The organism is Rhizobium mongolense USDA 1844, from assembly GCF_000419765.1.
In the GTDB taxonomy this organism is placed as follows: Bacteria; Pseudomonadota; Alphaproteobacteria; order Rhizobiales; family Rhizobiaceae; genus Rhizobium; species Rhizobium mongolense.
Genome location: NZ_ATTQ01000007.1, coordinates 98,231 through 118,466 on the forward strand (window position 1 = coordinate 98,231; position 20,236 = coordinate 118,466).

Annotated in this window: 21 protein-coding genes and 5 tRNA genes; 7 read left to right on the forward strand and 19 right to left on the reverse strand. The window is 58.8% G+C overall.

All coding sequences use genetic code 11. The features are described from left to right. Positions 1-6: 6 nt before the first annotated feature. From rfbA to A3C3_RS0115030, 5 genes are read right to left on the reverse strand one after another with little or no spacing between them, the layout of a single operon-like run. Positions 7-876, reverse strand: a complete 870-nt coding sequence (gene rfbA / locus A3C3_RS0115010) for a glucose-1-phosphate thymidylyltransferase RfbA (RefSeq protein ID WP_022715418.1) — start codon at positions 874-876, stop codon at positions 7-9. Positions 877-885: 9 nt separating this feature from the next. Next, positions 886-1,773 carry a dTDP-4-dehydrorhamnose reductase gene (rfbD, locus tag A3C3_RS0115015; RefSeq protein WP_022715419.1) on the reverse strand — a complete coding sequence of 296 codons (888 nt, stop codon included), beginning with the start codon at positions 1,771-1,773 and terminating at the stop codon, positions 886-888. A gap of 2 nt (positions 1,774-1,775) precedes the next feature. Next, positions 1,776-2,831 (reverse strand): dTDP-glucose 4,6-dehydratase, encoded by a 1,056-nt coding sequence (gene rfbB, locus A3C3_RS0115020; protein ID WP_022715420.1) that lies wholly within the window; start codon positions 2,829-2,831, stop codon positions 1,776-1,778. A 6-nt stretch (positions 2,832-2,837) separates the two neighbouring features. Beyond that, positions 2,838-3,416: a dTDP-4-dehydrorhamnose 3,5-epimerase gene (rfbC, locus tag A3C3_RS0115025; RefSeq protein ID WP_022715421.1), complete on the reverse strand. Its 579-nt coding sequence runs from the start codon at positions 3,414-3,416 to the stop codon at positions 2,838-2,840. A 21-nt stretch (positions 3,417-3,437) separates the two neighbouring features. Further along, a complete protein-coding gene (locus A3C3_RS0115030) occupies positions 3,438-5,414 on the reverse strand; it encodes a CgeB family protein (protein WP_028739671.1) in 1,977 nt (658 codons plus the stop codon). A gap of 197 nt (positions 5,415-5,611) precedes the next feature. Here A3C3_RS0115030 and A3C3_RS0115035 point away from each other — a divergent pair, with 197 nt between their 5' ends. Then, positions 5,612-6,721 carry a DegT/DnrJ/EryC1/StrS family aminotransferase gene (locus A3C3_RS0115035; protein ID WP_028739672.1) on the forward strand — a complete coding sequence of 370 codons (1,110 nt, stop codon included), beginning with the start codon at positions 5,612-5,614 and terminating at the stop codon, positions 6,719-6,721. 226 nt (positions 6,722-6,947) lie between these two features. On the opposite strand, the gene A3C3_RS0115040 is transcribed toward A3C3_RS0115035, so the two are convergent. Next, positions 6,948-8,162: a Gfo/Idh/MocA family protein gene (locus tag A3C3_RS0115040; protein WP_022715424.1), complete on the reverse strand. Its 1,215-nt coding sequence runs from the start codon at positions 8,160-8,162 to the stop codon at positions 6,948-6,950. Continuing rightward, complete coding sequence (locus A3C3_RS0115045; RefSeq protein WP_233450640.1) at positions 8,159-9,340, reverse strand: ATP-grasp domain-containing protein; 1,182 nt, start codon at positions 9,338-9,340, stop codon at positions 8,159-8,161. The genes A3C3_RS0115040 and A3C3_RS0115045 overlap by 4 nt, the downstream gene beginning before the upstream one ends. 343 nt (positions 9,341-9,683) lie before the next feature. Between A3C3_RS0115045 and A3C3_RS0115050 the strand changes: the two genes are divergently transcribed. Further along, entirely contained in the window at positions 9,684-10,517 is an 834-nt protein-coding gene (locus A3C3_RS0115050; protein WP_022715426.1) for an FkbM family methyltransferase, read from the forward strand. A gap of 41 nt (positions 10,518-10,558) precedes the next feature. On the opposite strand, the gene A3C3_RS0115055 is transcribed toward A3C3_RS0115050, so the two are convergent. From A3C3_RS0115055 to A3C3_RS0115095, 8 genes are all read right to left on the reverse strand, one after another. After that, positions 10,559-11,548, reverse strand: a complete 990-nt coding sequence (locus A3C3_RS0115055; RefSeq protein WP_022715427.1) for a fatty acid desaturase family protein — start codon at positions 11,546-11,548, stop codon at positions 10,559-10,561. A gap of 2 nt (positions 11,549-11,550) precedes the next feature. Beyond that, positions 11,551-12,288: a class I SAM-dependent methyltransferase gene (locus tag A3C3_RS0115060; protein WP_022715428.1), complete on the reverse strand. Its 738-nt coding sequence runs from the start codon at positions 12,286-12,288 to the stop codon at positions 11,551-11,553. A 67-nt stretch (positions 12,289-12,355) separates the two neighbouring features. Beyond that, positions 12,356-13,219, reverse strand: coding sequence for a glycosyltransferase family 2 protein (locus A3C3_RS0115065; RefSeq protein ID WP_233450694.1), 864 nt, complete (start codon positions 13,217-13,219; stop codon positions 12,356-12,358). A gap of 221 nt (positions 13,220-13,440) precedes the next feature. Next, positions 13,441-13,515 (reverse strand) — tRNA-Glu (locus tag A3C3_RS0115070). A 356-nt stretch (positions 13,516-13,871) separates the two neighbouring features. Further along, a tRNA-Glu gene (locus tag A3C3_RS0115080) sits at positions 13,872-13,946 on the reverse strand. A 428-nt stretch (positions 13,947-14,374) separates the two neighbouring features. Beyond that, positions 14,375-14,449, reverse strand: a tRNA-Glu gene (locus tag A3C3_RS0115085). A gap of 199 nt (positions 14,450-14,648) precedes the next feature. Beyond that, positions 14,649-15,701: a YcbK family protein gene (locus A3C3_RS0115090; RefSeq protein ID WP_084796975.1), complete on the reverse strand. Its 1,053-nt coding sequence runs from the start codon at positions 15,699-15,701 to the stop codon at positions 14,649-14,651. 173 nt (positions 15,702-15,874) lie between these two features. Continuing rightward, positions 15,875-16,315 carry a VOC family protein gene (locus A3C3_RS0115095; RefSeq protein WP_022715432.1) on the reverse strand — a complete coding sequence of 147 codons (441 nt, stop codon included), beginning with the start codon at positions 16,313-16,315 and terminating at the stop codon, positions 15,875-15,877. Positions 16,316-16,510: 195 nt separating this feature from the next. On the opposite strand from A3C3_RS0115095, the gene A3C3_RS0115100 reads away from it, so the two are divergent. Together A3C3_RS0115100 and A3C3_RS0115105 are read left to right on the forward strand one after the other, a co-directional pair. Continuing rightward, entirely contained in the window at positions 16,511-17,089 is a 579-nt protein-coding gene (locus A3C3_RS0115100; RefSeq protein ID WP_022715433.1) for a cold-shock protein, read from the forward strand. A gap of 11 nt (positions 17,090-17,100) precedes the next feature. Continuing rightward, positions 17,101-17,574 (forward strand): DUF192 domain-containing protein, encoded by a 474-nt coding sequence (locus A3C3_RS0115105; protein ID WP_233450639.1) that lies wholly within the window; start codon positions 17,101-17,103, stop codon positions 17,572-17,574. A 36-nt stretch (positions 17,575-17,610) separates the two neighbouring features. On the opposite strand, the gene A3C3_RS45260 is transcribed toward A3C3_RS0115105, so the two are convergent. Beyond that, a complete protein-coding gene (locus A3C3_RS45260) occupies positions 17,611-17,808 on the reverse strand; it encodes a hypothetical protein (protein ID WP_145611852.1) in 198 nt (65 codons plus the stop codon). A gap of 57 nt (positions 17,809-17,865) precedes the next feature. Then, positions 17,866-17,942 (reverse strand) — tRNA-Pro (locus tag A3C3_RS0115115). A 288-nt stretch (positions 17,943-18,230) separates the two neighbouring features. Between A3C3_RS0115115 and A3C3_RS0115120 the strand changes: the two genes are divergently transcribed. Next, positions 18,231-18,536, forward strand: coding sequence for an ETC complex I subunit (locus A3C3_RS0115120; protein ID WP_022715436.1), 306 nt, complete (start codon positions 18,231-18,233; stop codon positions 18,534-18,536). Between the two features lie 49 nt (positions 18,537-18,585). After that, positions 18,586-18,662, forward strand: a tRNA-Arg gene (locus A3C3_RS0115125). Between the two features lie 126 nt (positions 18,663-18,788). Here the strand turns inward: A3C3_RS0115125 and A3C3_RS0115130 are convergent. Continuing rightward, on the reverse strand, positions 18,789-19,022 hold the full coding sequence (locus tag A3C3_RS0115130) for a hypothetical protein (RefSeq protein ID WP_022715437.1): 234 nt from the start codon (positions 19,020-19,022) through the stop codon (positions 18,789-18,791). Then, complete coding sequence (locus tag A3C3_RS0115135; protein ID WP_022715438.1) at positions 19,009-19,401, reverse strand: hypothetical protein; 393 nt, start codon at positions 19,399-19,401, stop codon at positions 19,009-19,011. Before A3C3_RS0115135 ends, A3C3_RS0115130 begins: the two co-directional genes overlap by 14 nt. Before the next feature lie 77 nt (positions 19,402-19,478). Between A3C3_RS0115135 and A3C3_RS0115140 the strand changes: the two genes are divergently transcribed. Continuing rightward, the gene (locus A3C3_RS0115140) at positions 19,479-19,673 is read left to right on the forward strand and encodes a hypothetical protein (RefSeq protein ID WP_022715439.1); all 195 of its coding nucleotides are present in this window, start codon (positions 19,479-19,481) and stop codon (positions 19,671-19,673) included. Positions 19,674-20,236 lie beyond the last annotated feature (563 nt).

Below are 20,236 nucleotides of genomic sequence, written 5' to 3' on the forward strand. Positions count from 1 at the left end.
GCGAGCTCACCAGTCAGAGGAGAGCTTCGTCAGATATTGACCGTAGGCGCTCTTGCCGAGCCTTTCGGCGAGCTTGGCGAGGTCATCCTGCGAGATGTATCCCATGCGCCAGGCGACTTCCTCGGGACAGGCGATCTTGAAGCCCTGGCGTTTCTCCAGCGTGCTGACGAAACCTGCGGCGTCGAGCAGGCTGTCCGGTGTGCCGGTGTCGAGCCAGGCATAGCCTCGGCCCATCAGTTCCACGAAGAGCTGTCCGCGCTCGAGATAGGTGCGGTTAACGTCGGTGATCTCCAATTCACCGCGCGGTGACGGCTTCAGATTGGCGGCGATATCGACCACCTGCTGGTCGTAGAAATAGAGGCCGGTCACCGCCCAGTTCGATTTCGGCTCATTGGGCTTTTCCTCGATCGACAGCGCATTCATGTTCGCGTCGAATCCGACGACGCCGTAGCGTTGCGGATCGGTGACGTGATAGGCGAAGACGGTCGCGCCTTGAAGGCGGCTCGTGCCGGATTTCATGATTTCCGGCAGGCCGTGGCCATAGAAGATGTTGTCGCCGAGGACGAGAGCCGAGGTGTCGCCATGCACGAAGTCGGCGCCGATGATGAAGGCCTGGGCGAGGCCGTCCGGGCTCGGCTGCACTGCATAGGTCAGCGAAATGCCCCATTGCGATCCGTCGCCGAGAAGGCGCCTGAAGGCTTCGACGTCATGCGGCGTGGTGATGATCATGAGGTCCCGGATGCCGGCGAGCATCAGCGTCGTCAGCGGATAGTAGATCATCGGCTTGTCGTAGACCGGCATCAGCTGTTTCGAGACGGCCTGGGTGATCGGGTGCAAACGAGTTCCGGTACCCCCAGCGAGAATAATCCCCTTCATCGTATCTCCCTAAGAGCCTTTGTTAAAAATGACTTGCATGACAATCCTCATGGATTGCTTCCAGTCCGGTAGTCGGATTGCGTATATGCTGGCGAGCTTGTCGCCGTTGAGGCGTGAATTGGCGGGACGCTTCGCCGGCGTCGGATAATGCGCTGTCGTGATGCGTTCGACGCGAATGCTCTTGCCGCCGGATTTGTGAAGTTCGGCGAATATCTCCTCGGCGAAATCCGCCCAGCTCGCTTCGCCGCTGCCGGTCAAGTGAAAGGTGCCGCGGAGCGATGGTGTCGGGTCCGTGACGAGACGGGATGCGATCGCAAGGATCGCGTCGGCGATGTCGAGCGCAGATGTCGGGCATCCGGTCTGGTCGGCGACGACGCTGAGATGTTCCCGCGTCTCGGAAAGCCGCAGCATCGTTTTCAGGAAATTGGCGCCGAAGGGCGAATAGACCCAGGCGGTACGCAGGATGACGTGATTGGGGTTTGCGGCCGCCACGGCCCGTTCACCCGCAAGCTTCGACTGCCCGTAGACGGAGATCGGCCCGGTCATATCCTCTTCGGTATAGGCTGCCGGCTTGTCGCCACTGAAGACATAATCGGTCGAAATGTGGATGACGGGCACACCGATCCGCGCGGCAGCTTCGGCAACCGCCGCAGCACCTGCCGCGTTGACGGCAAAAGCGAGGTCGGGCTCGCTCTCGGCCTTGTCGACCGCCGTATAGGCGGCAGCCGAGACGATGACATCGGGATGTAGGACCGAAAAGGCGGCTGCAACGCTGGCGGGATCGGAAAGGTCCATTTCCGGACGCCCGACCGCGATGATTTCGACGCCCTTCTCGGCGCCGCGTCTCATCAGCGACTGGACGGCCTGGCCCTGTTTGCCGGTGACGGCAATGCGCATCGCTATCGCCCCTTGAAGACGCCGAGGCGTTCGCCGGAATAGACGTTTTCGCGCAGCGGCCGCCACCACCATTCATTTTCGAGATACCAGTGTACGGTCTTCTCGATGCCCGTTTCGAAGGTCTCCTCAGCCTTCCAGCCGAGTTCGCCTTCGAGCTTGGAGGCATCGATCGCGTAGCGTGCGTCGTGTCCGGGGCGGTCGGTGACGTTGGTGATCAGCTGCGCATGCGGGCCGTTGTCCTTGTAGACGCCGTCGAGGATGGCGCAGATGCGCTGAACAACATCGATGTTCCGGCGCTCATTGCGGCCGCCGACATTGTATTTTTCGCCCGGGCGGCCACGGGAGGCGATGGTGTAGAGGGCGCGGGCGTGGTCTTCGACGTAGAGCCAGTCGCGGACATTGGCGCCGTTGCCGTAGACCGGTAGCGGCTTGCCTTCCAGCGCATTCAGGATCATCAGCGGAATGAGCTTTTCCGGGAAGTGGTAGGGGCCGTAGTTGTTGGAGCAGTTGGAGACGACGACCGGCAGGCCGTAGGTGCGGTGCCAGGCGATCGCCAGATGGTCGCTGGCGGCCTTGGAGGCGGAGTAGGGCGAGGACGGATCATAGGGCGTCGTCTCCTCGAAAAGACCCTTCTCGCCAAGCGAGCCGTAGACTTCGTCCGTCGAGACATGCAGGAAGCGGAAAGCACTCTTTCCACGGGCGTCAAGGTCCTCCCAATAATGCCGCGCGGTATCCAGCAGGCTGAACGTCCCGACGATGTTGGTCTGGATGAAATCGGCAGCTCCCGAGATCGAGCGGTCGACATGGCTTTCGGCGGCGAGATGCATGACGATGTCGGGGCGGAAGGAGACGAATGCTTCCTGGATCTTGGCGCGGTCGCAGATATCGGCGCGCAGGAACTGGTAGTTCGGCGCCGATTCGACGGACGCCAGCGATGCCAGGTTGCCGGCATAGGTCAGCTTGTCGACGTTGAGCACCTCGGCGCCGATATCGCCGACGAGATGGCGCACCAGTGCCGATCCGATGAAGCCCGCTCCGCCCGTGACCAGTATGCGCATCGTCGATCAATCCTTGGGTTGTTTTGCTGAATAAGAAAAGTGGTTAGGCAAGTCGGCGAGCCGCGGCAGCGTCCTGTCCTTGTCGGACAGCACCATGGCTTTCTCGTCGACCGGCCAGCGGATGCCGATCGCCGGGTCGTTCCAGGCGATGCCGCGATCATGCTGCGGGTTGTAGGGAGCGGTTACCTTGTAATTGATGACGCTGTTGGGCTCGAGCGTGGCGAATCCATGCGCGAAGCCGGGCGGCACCCAGAGCTGCGTGCCGTTTTCCGGCGAGAGCTCCTGAGAGAGCCAGTTGCCGAAGCTCGGTGAGCCGGTGCGAATATCGACGACGACATCCATGATCCGGCCGGCAACGCAGCGCACCAGCTTGCCCTGTGCGAAGGGCGGTATCTGGAAATGCAGTCCCCTGACGGTGCTGGGCTCAGCCGAAAGCGATTCGTTGTCCTGGATGAAGGTGACGTCGGCCACATTTTCTCGAAACCAGGCGTCCTTGAACACCTCGGAAAAGTAGCCGCGGTGATCGCCGAAGCGTGGCGGCGTGATCGCGACGATGCCCTCGATGGCCGTGGTCTCAATACGCATGACGCACCTTTCCTGTCGTTTTCATCGAGCGTCGGCCTCCATGACGCTCATCAGCATTTCCGCCTGCGAGCGGGTTTGCATTGCCGCAAAACCCTTTGCGGCAATGGTATCGCGCTCATCGGCATCTGCGATCAGCTTGTGGCAGCGCTCGATCATGGTGTCATAGGGCTCGATCGCCAGACCGCCGATGAACGGCTGGAGGTCCGGATCGCGGATGTCGCCTTCGCTCAGCACGCAGACGCAGTTGGCGAGTAGATAGGAGATGCGCACGATCTCGAAGACGCCGCTCGCATAATGATGGATGTTGATGACGACCTTGGCGCGGGCAATGGCCGCATCGCGTTCCGCACCATAGATGTTGAAGAGATGTGCGACCTTCAGCCCGCCCTGTTCGAGAGCTTTCAGGATATGGTGGCGGCGCTCGTTCATCGAGCCGTAAAAGAGCACGTCGATATCCTTGACGGGGGCGTGCTTTATCTGGCTGAGGCAGCGGCTGTAACCGATTTCGAGCACACCGGCGTGTTCGATTCCCTTGGCGGCGAGGTTTTCCCGGTTGCGCGGGCTGTAGTCGAGAACCGGCAGCGACTTCAGGATCGAGGTGTAGCGCGAATTGATCCAGATGCTTTCTTCGGAGACCTGCTCGAGATTGATGACGACGCTGTCCTTCGGTAGGTGTCCAACAATTTCGGCAGGGAGAAGATTGCCCCCGTAGATGATCGGCGCACGGCCCGCGAAAGCGTTCATGTCGCGGACGATCGGTGCCGAGCCACCGAGTTCCTCGAAGGCACCCTGCAGGCCGAGCGCGACCTCGTCGAAGGCGTGGCTATGGTTGTAATTGGCCGGTGTCACGATCCAGATGCAATGACGGTCCTTGTGCGCCTGCCATCCGCCGGCAAAGGGCCGTATTGCGTTGCGGAGTGGCTCAATCTTCGGTGCGGCAGGCGCCGCCGGCATTTCGGCATGTACCTCTTGCTGCTTGGCCGCGGCGGCGCCAGAAGGCTGCGGAGCATCGGCGCGCATCATTTCGCGGCCACCGGTGAAGTGGCCGCGCGGCATCCAGGCCGGCGGGTCGTCGGCGCCCCAGATGAGATGCGGCTGCTTGATCAGCGGCTGGCGGCCCTCCTGCCAGGAGGTCAGGAGAGCTTGGTCGCGGCTTTGCAGAAAGGCTTCCTTGGCGGCGAAGAGGCTATGCAGCATACGGCCGAGGCGGACGCCAAACTTCCACTCGAAATCGGCGACTGTCGGTACGAAGGCGGTGATCTTCAATCCGGAGGCGGCAGCCTGCTGGACATAAAGCCCGAGCAGACGCTCGATCACGAAGGGACGCATATTCGCATTGGCATCGCGTGAATAGTTTGCCGCACCTGCATAGGCGGCGCCCGCCGCCGTGCCGAGACGCGCTTCGTTTTCCAGCGATTCGAGAATGCGTTCGCAAAAGGCGAAATACCCGGACCAGAATTTCCGGTTGCCGCAGAAATAGTTGCAGAACATGAAGGCCCTCTTGTCCTGCGGCAGCGCGATTGGATGACCGAGCTTCTGGATATGCAGGAAGATCGGCTCCATGCCGGGATGACCACCGAGCAGAGAATGTTCCCAGACATTGCTGTAGATTGCCGCATGGCCGATCAGCGGATTGTAGAGATAGGCATCCGCACCATCCGCCCTGGCCTTTTCCGCCTCGGTAACGAAGGAGGGGAAGCTGGTGACGGACTTCATCTCGAATTTGCTGGAAAGCAGCCCCCAGAACACGTCGTCGCCAAGGCCGATCGCCTCGTGATGCTGATGCAGGATGCGGAAGAGCTCGTATTCGCGGGTCGAAGCCTGCGTATTGAATGAGATGTCGAGCGGCACTGCGGCTTTGTCGAGCTGGCCGCGCTGCGAAGGATCGAGATAAGGCTGATAGATAATGACCGATCCGGTGCTGGCAGCTTTTTCCGTGAGAAACGCCAGATCAGGAAGGCCGGCCGGCAGCGCGGAAATGGGCTGATTGATCGTCAAGGCATCGTCCTTCGCGCATGGCTGCCGTCCGTGATTCACGAAACGGCATTCGGGCTTGTTTGGGTGCCGACTATTGGACGTGAAGCTTGCGCCACACTGTTCGCGCGGACTTTCGCTGGTCAGCCTGGGAACAGGTTGAAGCATGATGTTGGACGAAGCCCACTTTGCGCGATATGCCCAACCTCTGGACGGCGGTCATGAAAAACGAGAAGATCTTTGTAACGAGGCCCAGTCTGCCGCCGCTCGAGGAATTCATTCCATCGCTGGAAGCGATCTGGAACAACCGCATCCTGACCAATGGCGGACCATTTCATCAGCAATTGGAGCAGGAACTCTGCAGCCATCTCGGTGTGAAGCATGTCAGTCTCTTCTCCAACGCCACCGTTGCGTTGCTGACTGCGCTTCAGGCACTCCGCATCACCGGCGAGGTCATCACCACGCCTTACTCCTTCGTGGCCACCTCGCATTCGCTTCTCTGGAACGGCGTGAAACCCGTCTTTGTCGATATCGATCCGGTGACGCTCAATCTCGATCCGGCAAAGATCGAGGCGGCGATCACGCAACAGACGACGGCGATCATGCCGGTGCATTGCTACGGCCACCCTTGCGACGTCGACGCGATCCAGAAGATCGCCGATCTCTACAATCTCAAGGTCATCTATGACGCTGCCCATGCCTTCGGCGTGGAAGACGAGCGGGGAAGCGTTCTCAATCACGGCGACCTTTCCGTCCTGAGCTTCCATGCGACGAAGGTCTTCAACACATTCGAAGGCGGGGCGATCATCTGCCCGGACGCAAAGACGAAGACCCGGATCGACCAGCTGAAGAACTTCGGTTACGTCGATGAAGTGACCGTGGTGGCGCCGGGCACGAACGGCAAGATGAGCGAATTCAACGCCGCGCTCGGCCTGCTGCAACTGAAATACATCAAATTCGCGCTCGAACGCCGCGAGGTGATCGACCGCGCCTATCGCGAGCGGCTTCGCGGCGTTGCAGGCATCGAATGCCTGGACCGTTCCGGCGAGACCGTCTCCAACTTCTCCTATTTCCCGATCCTCGTACGCCCTGGCTATCCCATCTCGCGCGACGGACTGTATGAGAGGCTGAAGGAGAACGGCATTCACCCGCGCCGCTACTTCTATCCGCTGATTTCGAGCTTCTCGATGTATCGCAGTCTGCCGTCTGCGCACCCATCGAACCTGCCGGTCGCAACCGAAGCCGCCCAGCAGGTGCTTTGCCTTCCCATTTATCCCGACATGGAGTTGGAGATCGTCGATAAGGTCTGCGCGCTGATCGAGTCGGCCTAAGAACACGATATTCCGACTGTCGTCTGGCGGCTTCAGATCGAAAGACCTGCGGCGCGAGATCGCGTGCAATAGCCGGCCAGTGGCCCCATTTTTTCACACGTTAAGAGCAAGCTCGGCCTCAGCGATTGGCGCCGCAGATGAAAATCGCGTTTCATTGGCGGCTGGTCATAAGGAAGCGGCGTGACTATTGATCACGCCGCTTCCGGTTACTCTCATTGGCGCTTGGCTAGAGCGCCAGTTGCGGGGCCCGGATTTCGACCCGTTCCGCAACCGGGTGGTGTACGCCTTGCGGCTCGATCTCGACCCAGCGGTTTTCAAGCCGCGAGCATTCGATTGCTTCCAGCAGCCGCAGTCCTTCCTCCGCCTCCTCGAGTCCGAGCACGTAGGGATGGGGCAGGCGTGTGGTACTTGTCTTGCATTGCAGTAGGGCATCGGCAAGGTCGGCATAGTAATTCGCGAAGGCTTCGATGAAGCCTGACGGATGGCCTGCCTTGAAGCGCTCATAGCGCGTATCATTGGCGATCATGATGTCCGGGCTGGCGCGATCGAGGATCTGCTTGCGGCCGTTTCGGTCGTAGAAATAGGCGACCTCGGGGACTTCCTGGTGCCATTCGATCGATGCCTTGGAACCGTAAAGTCGCACACGCAGGCCGTTGCGTTGACCGAGCGCGGTCTTGCCGTACCACATGCTGCAATGCAGGCCGCCGGCGCATCGAACGAGCGCGTGGACATTGTCGAGCACCTGCGGAAAGTTGCCGAAACTCTGGCTGGTTGCGCAGACTTCTTCCGGCTTCCGCTGCGTCAGGAAATATAGAAGCGAATGCACATGAACACCGAGATCGAGCGAGACCGTTGGCACGACACCGTCGTGCAAGCGCCAATCCTGCGGTGTCATCGGCGTCCCGTCGCGGCGGAAACGGAGGAAGGTCTCCTGCGGCATCTCGATATGGATCTGCTGCAGCTCACCGAAAATGCCGTGCTCGACCATGCTGCGTATTTCGCGAAGCATGGGATATCCTGTGTAGTTGTAGGTAACGGCCAGAAATCCTCCGTTCGCGCGGGCTCCGCCGATCATACGGGCTTCGGCGCTGGAACCGGCAAGTGCCTTCTCGCAGATCACCGAGATGCCCGCCTCGAGTGCTGCGACAACCTGCTTCGTATGCTGCTGCGTCGGCGTGAGCACGACAAGGGCGTCGATATTGCCGGCCTCCTTGGCAAGCAGGGTATCGAAGTCGGCATGGCAATGTTCCGGCAGGATGCGATACTGCCGCGCCGTCTCCCGATTGATGTCGTCGTGGCGGCTGAAGCAACCGGCGACGAGGTCGAATTTCTGATCAAGCTCGATTGCATCGCGATGGGCGCGACCCACGGCAGAATTGACGGCGCCGCCTAGAAAAGCGAGGCGCAGCTTCTCCGGAACTCCCTGTCTTGAGCGGATCATGCGAGATCTCCTTGCAGCGTTTGAAGCGAAACGAATGTCTTGAAATCCGGCGTCACCTTCAGCATCTCGTCGCGCGTCTCGAAGCGCGCGTAGAGGATGGCGAGCTTGTCGAACGGCGCCGCATTCATCGGCTTGCCGGTGGTCTTGAGCTGCGCGATGCGGACATCGGATGACGGAATGAAGTGCGAGAAGGAAAACGGCGTCGACGGCGTATCGGAGGTGATGGTGTGACGCCCAAAGAACAGCGGCGGCTCGAAGCGCGGCGTGACCGAGAATGCCTCGCCGAGCAATAGCGTTATGACGAGATCGGCATAATCGATGCCGAGAGACTGGTCGACGAGCGAGCCATAAAGATCGCCGGGGCAGCGTCGCATGCATTCGATGATCCAGACATCGTCGCCATTCGACAAAAACTGCGTGTGGATCAGGCCGTCCTCCAGTCTTAGCAGCTTGACGACGCGCGCCATGATGGCTCGCGTCTTCGAGCGAACGGTTTCGCAAAGGCGTGAGGGATGGTTCGATGAATCGACCTGGTACGGATAGACCGTGCAATATTCATCGACGAAGACGTCGAACGCGATCTCCTGATCTTTGATGAAGGCGGAATGGCTGTGCAGGCTGCCTTCGATGAATTCCTCGATGACGACCTCAGCAGAGCGCGAGTTCCGTCGGGCATCGGCGACGGCGGCGGCAAGTTCCGTTCGGTCGAAAACCTTCGTGACGCCGCGGCCGCTGAAACTGTCGCTCGGCTTCACCAGCAGCGGATAGCGCAGCGCCCCGGTCTCGATTGGCGCATCGCCCTGCAGGCGCACCGAGCGCGGGGCGGGGATATCGTTGCGCTCTGTAAAGCGACGGAACGCCTGCTTCGTGTGAATGATGGTTGCAGTTTCCATCGAATCGAAGCGCGGAAATCCGAGTTTTCCGGCAACGAAAGTGGTCGACATGTAGGCGACATCGTTGCCCGTTGGGACGATGAAGTCGAAATCGCCGTTCTCGACGAGGGAAAGCAGCGCGTTCGGATCGCTGTAATCCATGAAATGCGATTGATCCGCATGCGCATGGCAGGGTTCATCCGGCCGGTTTCCGCAAACGGAAATATGCAGGCCGCGCCTTTTCAAAGCGAAGAGAAGAGGAACTGCGCTGAAGTTACTGCCGACGAGCAATGCTCTCTTGGTCATTCTCAAATCCATTCCACGCATCCCTGGATGGGTCAGATGCGCTGCACATTGGCCTGTTGGAACGGCACAGCCCGTAACAGGGTGTGCAGTCCCATTTCGTCCGATTTCGATATGCAAAAGACTGAAACGGACGCGATAGCGAGAGTCATAGGATGCGGGCGTTACCTGAGGCTTGCCGACTGGAGGGCGGCGTCTGTGTTCAACCCCGTGTCGCTGCCTTGTTTGTGGGAAGCAGACGGGCCGCCTTGTTAAGCCGAGTCCCATCTCATACGCTTTCAGTCGTGATTCCAACCTCCGCATCGGCCAAGATGCTGACTGCAGCTGCGAAAAGAGACACCGCGCAATGAATGAAAAACTGCCTGATCTGATTGAGGGCGAGCGCATCTTCTTCCAAAAGGTGTTCGAACGGCAGTCCCGCGCGACAATGGAGATGCGAGAGCAATGGCGCGCGGAAACGATTCTTCAGCGAAGAAGACGTGTGTCGTCGGAGATCTACGACCTGCTTGGGGGCGTGGTGAAATACGGTCCGTTCAAGGGGCTTTCGCTTGCGAAGAACAACTGGTGGGGCGGCGGCGACTTCGGGTCGATGCTCTTGGGCCTCTATGAGAAGGAAATATTGGATTTCCTGTTCTCCGAAAGACTGGATGGCTTTGAGAGTTTCGTCGATGTCGGGGCCGCCGATGGATACTATGCGATCGGCATGCTTCGGTCGGGCCGGGTGAAAAACGCCGTCTGCTTCGAGCTGAGCGAGGAAGGACAGCGCACCATTGCATCGAATGCCGAGTCGAATTCCGTGTCGGACAGGATCGAAATATTCGGCGCCGCAGACAGGCTGTTTTATGAAAAGCTCAGCCACCTTGATCTGGCGAAAACAGTCGTCCTCGTTGACGCCGAGGGTGCGGAATTCGAAATCTTCGACGACGACTCTTTGGCGGCCCTGAAACAGGCGACGATCGTCATCGAGATCCACAATTGGATTGAGGATTTCTGGGACAAATACACCCGTTTCCTCACCTCGGCCGCAGCGCTGTTCAATGTCGAATTCATTGCTCCTGCAGTCAGGGATCTGACGCAGTTTCCGGAATTGAACGATTTCACCGACGACAACCGCTACCTCATTTGCTCCGAGGGGCGGCCAAACGTTATGCGCTTCATGGTTTTGACGTCCAGGGGCTGATTGCGCCGAGAAGTCTGGAGCGCATAAAACGCTCCAGCCTGTCATTCAGGCACGGCACTGCCTTCCAATTTTGCCGATACTCCGACCGAGCTCCAGAAGTCCCGGGTGAAGAGATAGCCGAATTCCTTTTCCTCGCGCTCCATTTTCAGCTTGGCATTCAGGATATCGTGCAGCATCGGCAAATTGTAATAGGGAACCGACGGCAGCAGGTGGTGCTCGGCGTGGTAATTCATGTTGGCATAGAAGAATGCGACCGGTGCCGGCAGATTGACCGTTCTTGAAAAAAGAAGCGCGTTTTCGTCTTTGTGGTCTTCTAGACCGACGTGTTGCGCAAGCGCCAGGACGCGGTTCGGGAGCGATCCGGCGAACGGCGTGACGAAAAACATGAGAGCGAGCGCAGGGGACCCCGTCACCAGGAAAAACAGCACCAGGCAGATGGCGTTGAGCGCAAGCATAGAGATCGCATCGGATTGCGCCGCGCGCCGTTCGGGGGGCATCAGTTTCAGTCGGATGCCCTTGCCGAAATACGCTTCGTAGCCGAAGGCATTGCAGAGTGCATAGAGGATCCGCCTGCAAAGGCTTTGATAATCAAGCAGGACGAGACGCGCTGCGCCCAGCAAGTCGAGCGGAAAATCGCGATAGATTTCGCTGTCATCCTCATGGAAAGTGGAAGCGTGGTGGAACTGATGGCTTTTTTCGAAATAGCTCGGATTGTTCCAGGTCACATAGGAAAACAGCTTGAAGAACAGAGTGTTCAGCCATTTCCTGCTGAAGACCTTCTTGTGAAACAGCTCATGGCCGATGCCGGCATAGCCGGCGAACTGCCATAGGACGGCGTTAAGATAAAAGGCTGCGAAAGCAAGCGCGGGATAGCCGCCTTCCCATGTGCGGACCATCGCGAAAAGCAGGCCGGCCTGGATGCCGATCCTGAGCGCCAGGTGGGAATAAGCGATCCGGTCATTCGGTGCCGTGAGTTCCCGGAACTCGTCCTTCGTCAACAGGCTGCCGATTTTGATCTCGCTGGCACCCATGATCAGAGCTCTATGTTGACCAGCGCAAAGGCCACAAGGCTGTTTGCGACATGGAAGACCACCTGCGATTTCGAGAACTCCGCCAAATACTCTGTGACGTCCCCGTGAATCTTAGAATTGTAGTCATGCCAGACGATGACGCCGCGCTTGACGATTCCGAATGCGTTTTCCGTATCCGATTGGACGATCTGGTGCTCATGCCCGCCATCGATGAAGATCATCTCGGCCGACTGGAAGGCCTCGTTGAAATCGATTGTCGTCGAGTCTTCCTTGACGAGCGTGAGGCGCTTCCTTTGCGCCTCGGTGATCGACGCCAGATAGGCCTCGCCGTCGATTTCCTGGCGCTTGCGGAGATAATCGTCATTCTGCTCGGCGGACGACAGGGCGCTGCGCTCGTCAGTCTCGGCTAGATGCGCCGTGAGGCCCTTCGGCAGGTCGATGGAGACCACGTCGCAGTCTTCCGGCGTGTTTTCGATGAAAAGGCGTGTGGTGAAACCTTTGTACGTGCCGATCTCGATGATCTTGCGGGGCTTCACGATCTTGGCGAGCAGCACCAGGACAACCTGGTCGACGAGCGTGATGCTGCCGATTTCGATCGGGGGAAGGCTGGCGGTATACTCTTTCGCGATGTTCAATTCGTCGGCGAGTTCCAGAAGCGCGCGCAATTTCAGTTCGTAAATTCCAGATTTCGCGGCAAGCGCGGAGCGTAACGCCGCGGCACTTTCAATGAGCTTCTGCATCCCTGATCCCGTGATTCCGTCCATTGTGATTTAATCCTTTACGATTTCTATTGCGCCTGCATGGGACTTAGAGACGCGCGCTGATGCGGGCGATCCGTTCATCCAGTTCCGGGAACAATCCTCTCCAGTAGGAATAGTGATTGATGAGGTTCCGATGGGCGATGGGCAGATCGGAGGGCTGCAGGTAGCCCTTCTCGATCGCGAGATCGAGCACTTCCTCGTAGTAGGTGATCGAGTAGATGAAATAGCGGTTGGCGGCCGGATTGGACTGCGAATTGGAGTGCTGGCGGAAATAGGAGAGGGGCATGGGATGCCCGACGATCGCCCCGCGGAGGGAGAGCCCCACCCAGGACGAAAGATCGAGCGGCCCGGAAATGATGCCATCCACGACCTTGAAAAGACCGAAACGGCCGGATTCATCGAAGCAATCGGCCGTTCTCAAGAGCACCGACGAGAACTCGCCAAGCAGATTATGATGCTTGACGGCGGTGATGCGTATGAAGTCGCGGCCCTCGATCACCTTCAGAGAACCTTCGACCATCAATCCGTTGCCGAGATTCGTAACCTGGTTCCGCTCGTCGATGAAATAGCGCGGGGAAAACGCAAGTTTCGTCCCTCTGTTCTGTGTGGCTTCAAGCGCCTGGAGGAGGTACTGGATGCAGAACGGATTGAGGACGTCGTCGTCGAAGAGATATTTGATGTACTCGCCGCTGGCGAGCCCGGCGAGCCGTATGACGTTTTTGTATTCGGCGGGATCCGGATTGCGGCTGTACTGAACAACGCTGGAGTATCTTTCGCAGATCTTCTCGACCGCATCCGTCGGGCAATCGTCAGAGACAATGATTTCCGTGTCATCGAAACTTTGCGCGATCGCGCTTTTTAGCGCGAGTTCAAAGAAATCGGGCTTGTAGGCCGGTATACAGATCGACACGCGCGGCAAATGTTTCTCCCTTCAGGTACCTCTCTCAAGCCGGTTGAAACGTCTTCGTATTCCGCCGGCAAGAGCGATGGTCGGCGCTCCGAAGGACCGAAGCAGACCCGCTTGCCATGCTCATAGAGCGCGGACTTTACGCGAGGCTTGCGGAAGTCCAGGCGGTAGGGGAGACCCGCATGGCTGGCCCGGCGACATACCTGTATTTGAGAGGAGAAAAATGGCACGCCCTAGGGGAGTCGAACCCCTCTTCCCAGAATGAAAATCTGGTGTCCTAACCGATAGACGAAGGGCGCTTCCTTCGTGGTGGCGCCCTTATAGTCAGCACTTTTGTGCGCCGCAAGCGGCAAAACGCGAAAAATTTGCGATCATGCAGATTTTTTCGAGGCTTGTGGAAAAGACGGTTGTTACATCCGTGTCGGGACGAACAAAATCATCCTGGGCGGCCTTGTTCAACCTTAGATGTGGCACCGTCGCCGAGACGATCATTTTGGACTTGTCGGCGGCAAAATCCTGTCCTGCAATACCGTCGGCGCTTGCTTTGCTCGGTGCGGGGGCGCCCGCCCCAAAGCTGACCTCTCGGCCTGCCGCGAATCATCGATAGTTACCCAACTATTTTTTTAAATAACTATATGATTTTGCTTTGTAAATTTGGTACGCCCTAGGGGAATCGAACCCCTCTTTACAGAATGAGAATCTGTCGTCCTAACCGATAGACGAAGGGCGCGTTGCGTCGGGTGCAGATAAGAACACTCGCCCGCTTTCTAAAGCGTACCGATAAATAGACACAATGAAAAGAAAAATGGCACGCCCTGGCCTGCTCCTCGCCCCCGCGTGGAGGAGCTTGCGCGCTGCCGAGCTCTTCGGGCGTCTCCAAATGAGCTACGCAAACGACATGCCATGCCGCCCACCCGTGGAAGCAGGATGCTCCCGAGCGAAATCGTGACCGTTACGGGAATGCGAATGTGGCAGAAGTCCAGACGTATTCGGGCGCCAACTCAACGACGGAACTGGTTATCGGGGAAACTCCGAACTGCTTTTTTGATAGTTGAAAGGTTGGTTGCCGGGCAACCCGCCTTCTTGCGGGTCGGGGTAAATGTTTACCCGTGGTGCTACCCGAAACTATCCGACTTGCCGATTTTGTCGATGGATTGATGGCACGCCCTAGGGGAGTCGAACCCCTCTTCCCAGAATGAAAATCTGGTGTCCTAACCGATAGACGAAGGGCGCTTCCTTCGTGGTGGCGCCCTTATAGTCAGGCGCTTTGGATCCCGCAAGCGGGAATATCGGTTTTCCTTCAAAAAAATGACAGGATATCCGAGGCTGTGTGAGAGACCGATTATCCGAGCTGAATCAATAGGCTGCCGACTGTTCCTTTAACGGGATACGGCCGCGTTGCCGCAACGTGATGCGGGAAACCGCGCTTCCGTTAGATGGCTCTTGCGTTCGGTGTCCTGGTGCGTCCGGCGCCACAGCCCCAGTTCCAGTCGCGGCTTTTGCCGGTGTCGAGATGGACCGATTCGGTATGGCAATAGGTGCCGACGCCGCCGCGGTTCGGCAGCGAGCGGATAAAGGCGGCGATTTCCCATTTTGAGACGCCGTCGATCTTGATATCGGCTGCATCGCAGGTCTTGTGCATCGATTCTTCGGCGCCGCCGACCATGCGGTTATGCCCCGCGTCGCGATATCCGGAGGTGACGATGACCGGCTTGCCGAAATGGGTTTCGACCGCCTTGATGACATTGAGCATCTCGGGCTTGAAGCAGCCGACTTCGACATTGTTGTTTTGGATGTGTAGGCCGTTCGGCGCCACGCGCGTCATGCCCGGCAGAGACGCCTTCTCAAGGAGCCCGGCGAGGCCGCCGACGAGGTTCTGCTTCGGAGCGGCATAGAGCGCATTCATCGACCCGCCTTGAAGGCGGCCGGTCGCGAGCGATGCCGTCTGAGAGGCCGGCGCAAGTCTTGTGGTGGTTTTTTCGGAGGATTGCTGGGGCAGAAGCGTCTCGCCCTCCTGTGCCGGCTGGGCGGGTGGCGGCGCGCTGAAGACGCTGCTGCGCGCGGCATCGATGCCCTGAGCGGGTGCATAGGCGTTGGCGTCCGCCGGCTGAATGATCGTTGAGGTCGTGTTGTTCTGCGGCGTCGCCGGCTGGGCTGAAAAGATACTCATCGCGTTCGCATTGATCCGGCTTGGCTGCATCGCCAGGCCGCCGATATTGGCGGGCTGCGTGGCCGTTGCGCCGGCGGACATGGTGGCGGCATTGGGATCCTGCGCTGCCGCCGTCTGCTGCGCGCTCGACACATTCGTGACCATCGGATCACGATAGGCGCCCTTGGCGGTTCTGCCCAGCGTGTTCGCGGCAAGCTGCTCGGCTGAAGGATCGGTCGCCACGGCGGCTGCGGAATCGAGGGCCTTGTGGTTTGAGACGCAGCCGGAGAGCGCAACCGCGGCAACAGCAATGAGAAGCGCGCCCGTGGCGGGCATCCGCTTTTGGAGAATGAGCAAGCGACGGTCTCCGTTGTGCGAAGGACGTTCAACCGTGTCGTCTTCCGCTTCGAGTCGGCCGGAGAGTGCCTACGGGGCGGGCTTGCGGCAAGCGCGAAGCGGGCGCGGCGGCCCGAAATCGCAAAAACCGCAAGCCTCGCAAAAGCCTCAGCTTACCAGGCGCCGGTATTGCCCATCGAAAGCCACGGCTCGGCCGCCGGAAGGCTGCCGTTCTTCTGGAGGATTTCGATGGAAATCCCATCCGGCGAACGAACGAAAGCCATGCGGCCGTCGCGGGGCGGACGGTTGATGATGATGCCGTTGTCCATCAGATGCCGGCAGGTCGCATAGATGTCGTCGACCTCGTAGGCGAGGTGGCCGAAGTTGCGTCCGCCCGTATATTCCTCGGGATCCCAATTGTAGGTAAGTTCGAGGCAGGGGGCGCCATTTTTCTCTGCATTTGTGATATCCTCGTTTGCGGCGAGGAAAACCAGCGTAAAACGGCCGCTTTCGTTTTCGGAGCGCCGGATTTCCTTCAGGCCGAACAGCGTGCCGTAGAAATGCAGGGAGGCATCCAGATCCTTCACGCGGACCATAGTGTGGAGATAACGCATTCTATTTCCTCTCTAAAATGTGGGAGCTGCTTCGTTATGTGGCGGGGGGTCAGCTTCGGGCAAGGCATGCGACTAAAATGAGCAGTTGGGAATAACCGAAAACAGGACTTGCGCTTATCCGTTACCAAGATGTTAATCTTGATTGCAAGAATCAGTTAACCGTAACAGTGTGACGCGTATTGAGGGGCTGGCGACATGGCTGACAGGATTTCATCGAAGGAATTCACCGATATCGACGAGCTGTCCGGGGATGCCGTCGACCTCGTTGAAATCACCGGTGTCGTCAAGTGGTTCGATGTCGCCAAGGGCTTCGGCTTCATTGTCCCGGACAATGGCATGCAGGATGTCCTGCTGCACGTAACCTGCCTTCGCCGCGACGGTTACCAGACGATCCTCGAGGGCACGCGCATCGTCGCGCTGATCCAACGCCGCGAGCGCGGCTATCAGGCCTTCAAGATTCTCTCGATGGACCAGTCGACCGCTGTCCATCCGTCGCAGCTGCCGCCGGTGCGCACCCACGTGCAGGTTACCCCGACGAGCGGCCTCGAGCGGGCACTGGTGAAGTGGTTCAACCGCACGAAGGGCTTCGGCTTCCTGACGCGCGGCGAGGGTACGGAAGATATCTTCGTGCATATGGAAACGCTCCGCCGCTTTGGCCTGACGGAGCTTCGCCCCGGCCAGGTCGTCCTCGTCCGCTACGGCGACGGCGACAAGGGCTTGATGGCGGCCGAAATCCACCCGGATATGCCAAGCCCGGCAAGCCGGTCGCATTGATGCCTCGCGGCATGGCAATACATGCCATCAAAGGCGCCTTTCTGGCGCTTTTTTTCATCCTGGCAGTCTCCGCCTTTGCCCAGCAGCAACCGCATTTCGACAAGGAGCCGTTGGTGATCCAGACTGCCTCCGGCAGGATGCTGAATTTCACGGTGGAGATTGCCGCCAGCAATGAGCAGCGGCAGTACGGCCTGATGTTCCGCAAGGAAATGGCCGAGGATGCCGGAATGATCTTCGACTTCGGCCAGCCGCGGCGGGTGACCATGTGGATGGAGAACACCATTTTGCCGCTCGACATGCTCTTCATCGATAGCGGCGGCACCATCCGCCACATCAAGGAAAATGCCGTGCCCTATTCGAGGGCGATCATTGATTCGATGGGTGAGGTGAAATACGTCGTCGAGCTGAATGCCGGCGTGGTCAGGAAATTCGAAATCAAGGTCGGCGACAAGGTCGCAAGCGCGACGGTAACGAAGAAAAAGTAGCGGCAAGCCGAAGCGTCCGCCCGATCTCTCTTAGAATTACTGCTTTCTTACCGGTTTGGCCTTGGCCTGGATCAGTCGCTCCATGAACAGCGCCATTTTGCGCTTTATGGCGCCGTAGGTGCCGAGTTCGAAGTCGCAGTGATAGCAGGTGATGATGTCGCTATCGAGTGGCTGCGGGCGCGGAAAGTTCATCCGGGTCTTGCCGCACTTGGGGCAGGGGACTTCAACTTGCATTTAGGGCTCCTGCGCAGCGCCACTGGCCGCCTGCGAAGACAACATTTTTTGAAAGGATGGTCGGAGTGGAGAGATTCGAACTCCCGACCCTCTGGTCCCAAACCAGATGCGCTACCAGACTGCGCTACACTCCGTGAGAGGGGGCAATACACGCTTCACCCCGGCCCCGCAATATCTAATTCGCGTCTTCCCCGTCTTCAACACGGCATTGTTGTTTCAATCAGCAAGCCGTCCGGCGGACTGGATCCTGGCTTGCGGCGCAAGCATTCCCCTCAGTCGGCTTTTTTCTTGAAAGTCGAGGGATTCGCGGCTAAGCAAAATTCATCTCCTCGCGTTATAGAGGCGATGAAGACCATTCCGGAGACGGGGTGGAAGGCTAAGTTACAGCGGGTCAGGCCCGCATATCCGGAGGCGTGCAGCTGATGTCTGCCAAGATCTACCGTCCAGCCAAGACCGCCATGCAGTCCGGCAAGGCGAAGACGCATCTTTGGGTGCTTGAATTCGATCAGGAGCAGCCGCGCAAGATCGATCCCATCATGGGCTACACGTCCTCCGGCGATATGCGCCAGCAGGTGAAGCTGACCTTCGAGACGCAGGAACTGGCGGAAGCCTATGCCAATCGCAACGGCATCGAATACCGCGTGATTGCGCCAAAGGAACCGGCTCGCCAGACAGTCGCTTATCCTGATAATTTCCGCTATACCCGCACGCAGCCCTGGACGCATTGAGCGCTCAGGCATGCCGCCTCTCACCGCTGCACGGACGCAGCGGCCGGATGGCCCCTTAGCTCAGCTGGATAGAGCACCTGCCTTCTAAGCAGGTTGTCGCAGGTTCGAGTCCTGCAGGGGTCGCCAATCTTTTCAACTGTTTAACGCGGCCGTTCAGTCGCCCTGGCGCGCTCCGGGTAACGAATGGGGTAACGGCAGCGCAAAAAAGCCCGCCTCATTCGCGAGACGGGCATAAGTGCGAGGTCGTTTGAGTTAATTATTAGCAGGCTTGTCATATCGACTGGTGAAGTCAGCCATGCGACCCACGGTGTCAGAAATAAACCGGTTCATAGCTGCCACGCGAACAAGATCGGTGTTCCTGCTTCCGTCTTGCCGTACGTAGTCCATCTCGCACAAAATCTCGCGGACTGTCTCGGTAAGTTGGTGCAGATCCTGCAGCTCATAGTACAGATCCGAAAGTTGGTAAGCAGGATCAAACGTCTCCATTTCTTCTCTCCCTGTGAGTTTGCGCGAAATTAGCCTTCGAATGGTCGGCAGCCAAAGTAGAGGCCAAGGCGGCGAACTGCGGGAGGTCATCTCTGAGCCGCGCGTGATAACCGAGCAGCAACCAAGCGCGCGCTTTAACTTCGTCCGGTTCGATGGGCGCTGCTTCGTTGGCGAGTGAAGCTAACAAATCAATCACACCATCGACAGAGGTGATCGTGTCATCGAGTTCATCTTCGGCATTGGAGGTGCAGCGGGGCTGGTTGAGTACACCCGCGAGACCGTCGCGCGCGGCAGTTAAGCCGTCTAGGATCAATCCAAGATCCTTCATGCTCAACTTGCGGAAGCTATCGGCGTTAAACGCAATTGTCACCGCATGCATTAAATCACCCTCCCGCCATAGTTTTCGACCTTGCGCACGGCGCGCGCACGGCGCTCGGGCTTGCGATAGGGACAGACGTGCAGGCATATGACGCCCTGCTTCAGTCGATTGCCGGGCTCACCACCTCGGCGAACCAGATGATCTATCTCACCGGCACGGATACGGCAGCGGTGGCGACCATCACCGCGTACGGGCGTTCCCTGATCGATGACGCTGACGCAGCGGCCGCCCGCACGACACTCCCTGGGCACCATGGCCACCCAAGCGGCTAGCGCAGTGGCAATCACCGGTGGTTCCATCGCGGGCATTACGGATCTGGCAGTGGCAGACGGCGGCACAGGGGCGAGCAGTGCTTCGGCAGCTCGCACTAATCTTGGCCTGGTGATCGGGACAGATGTCCAAGCTTTCGATGCAGCCTTAAGCGCCATCGCTGCATTGGCTGTGACGGACGGGAATATCATCGTTGGGAACGGCACTACCTGGGTGGCTGAGAGCGGCGCCACAGCAAGAACGTCCTGGGGCTTGGTTCGATTGCCACCCAAGCCTCAAGTTCTGTGTCAATCACAGGGGGGTCGATTACGGGAATCACGGACCTAGCCATAGCAGATGGCGGGACTGGGGCGTCCAGCGCTTCAGCAGCCAGAACGAACCTCGGCCTCGGCGGCCTCGCCGTCTTGGACTTTAGCGATCTGGTTTATACGGGTACGAGCAACAGCAACACCACCTTTCCCGTAGGGTCTTCGGTCATGTTCACGGGAGCCGATTCAGGTAGCACACGCAACGCTACCGTCACTGTCCGGCTAGACGCCGATACGTCTGCATTCAACAACACTTC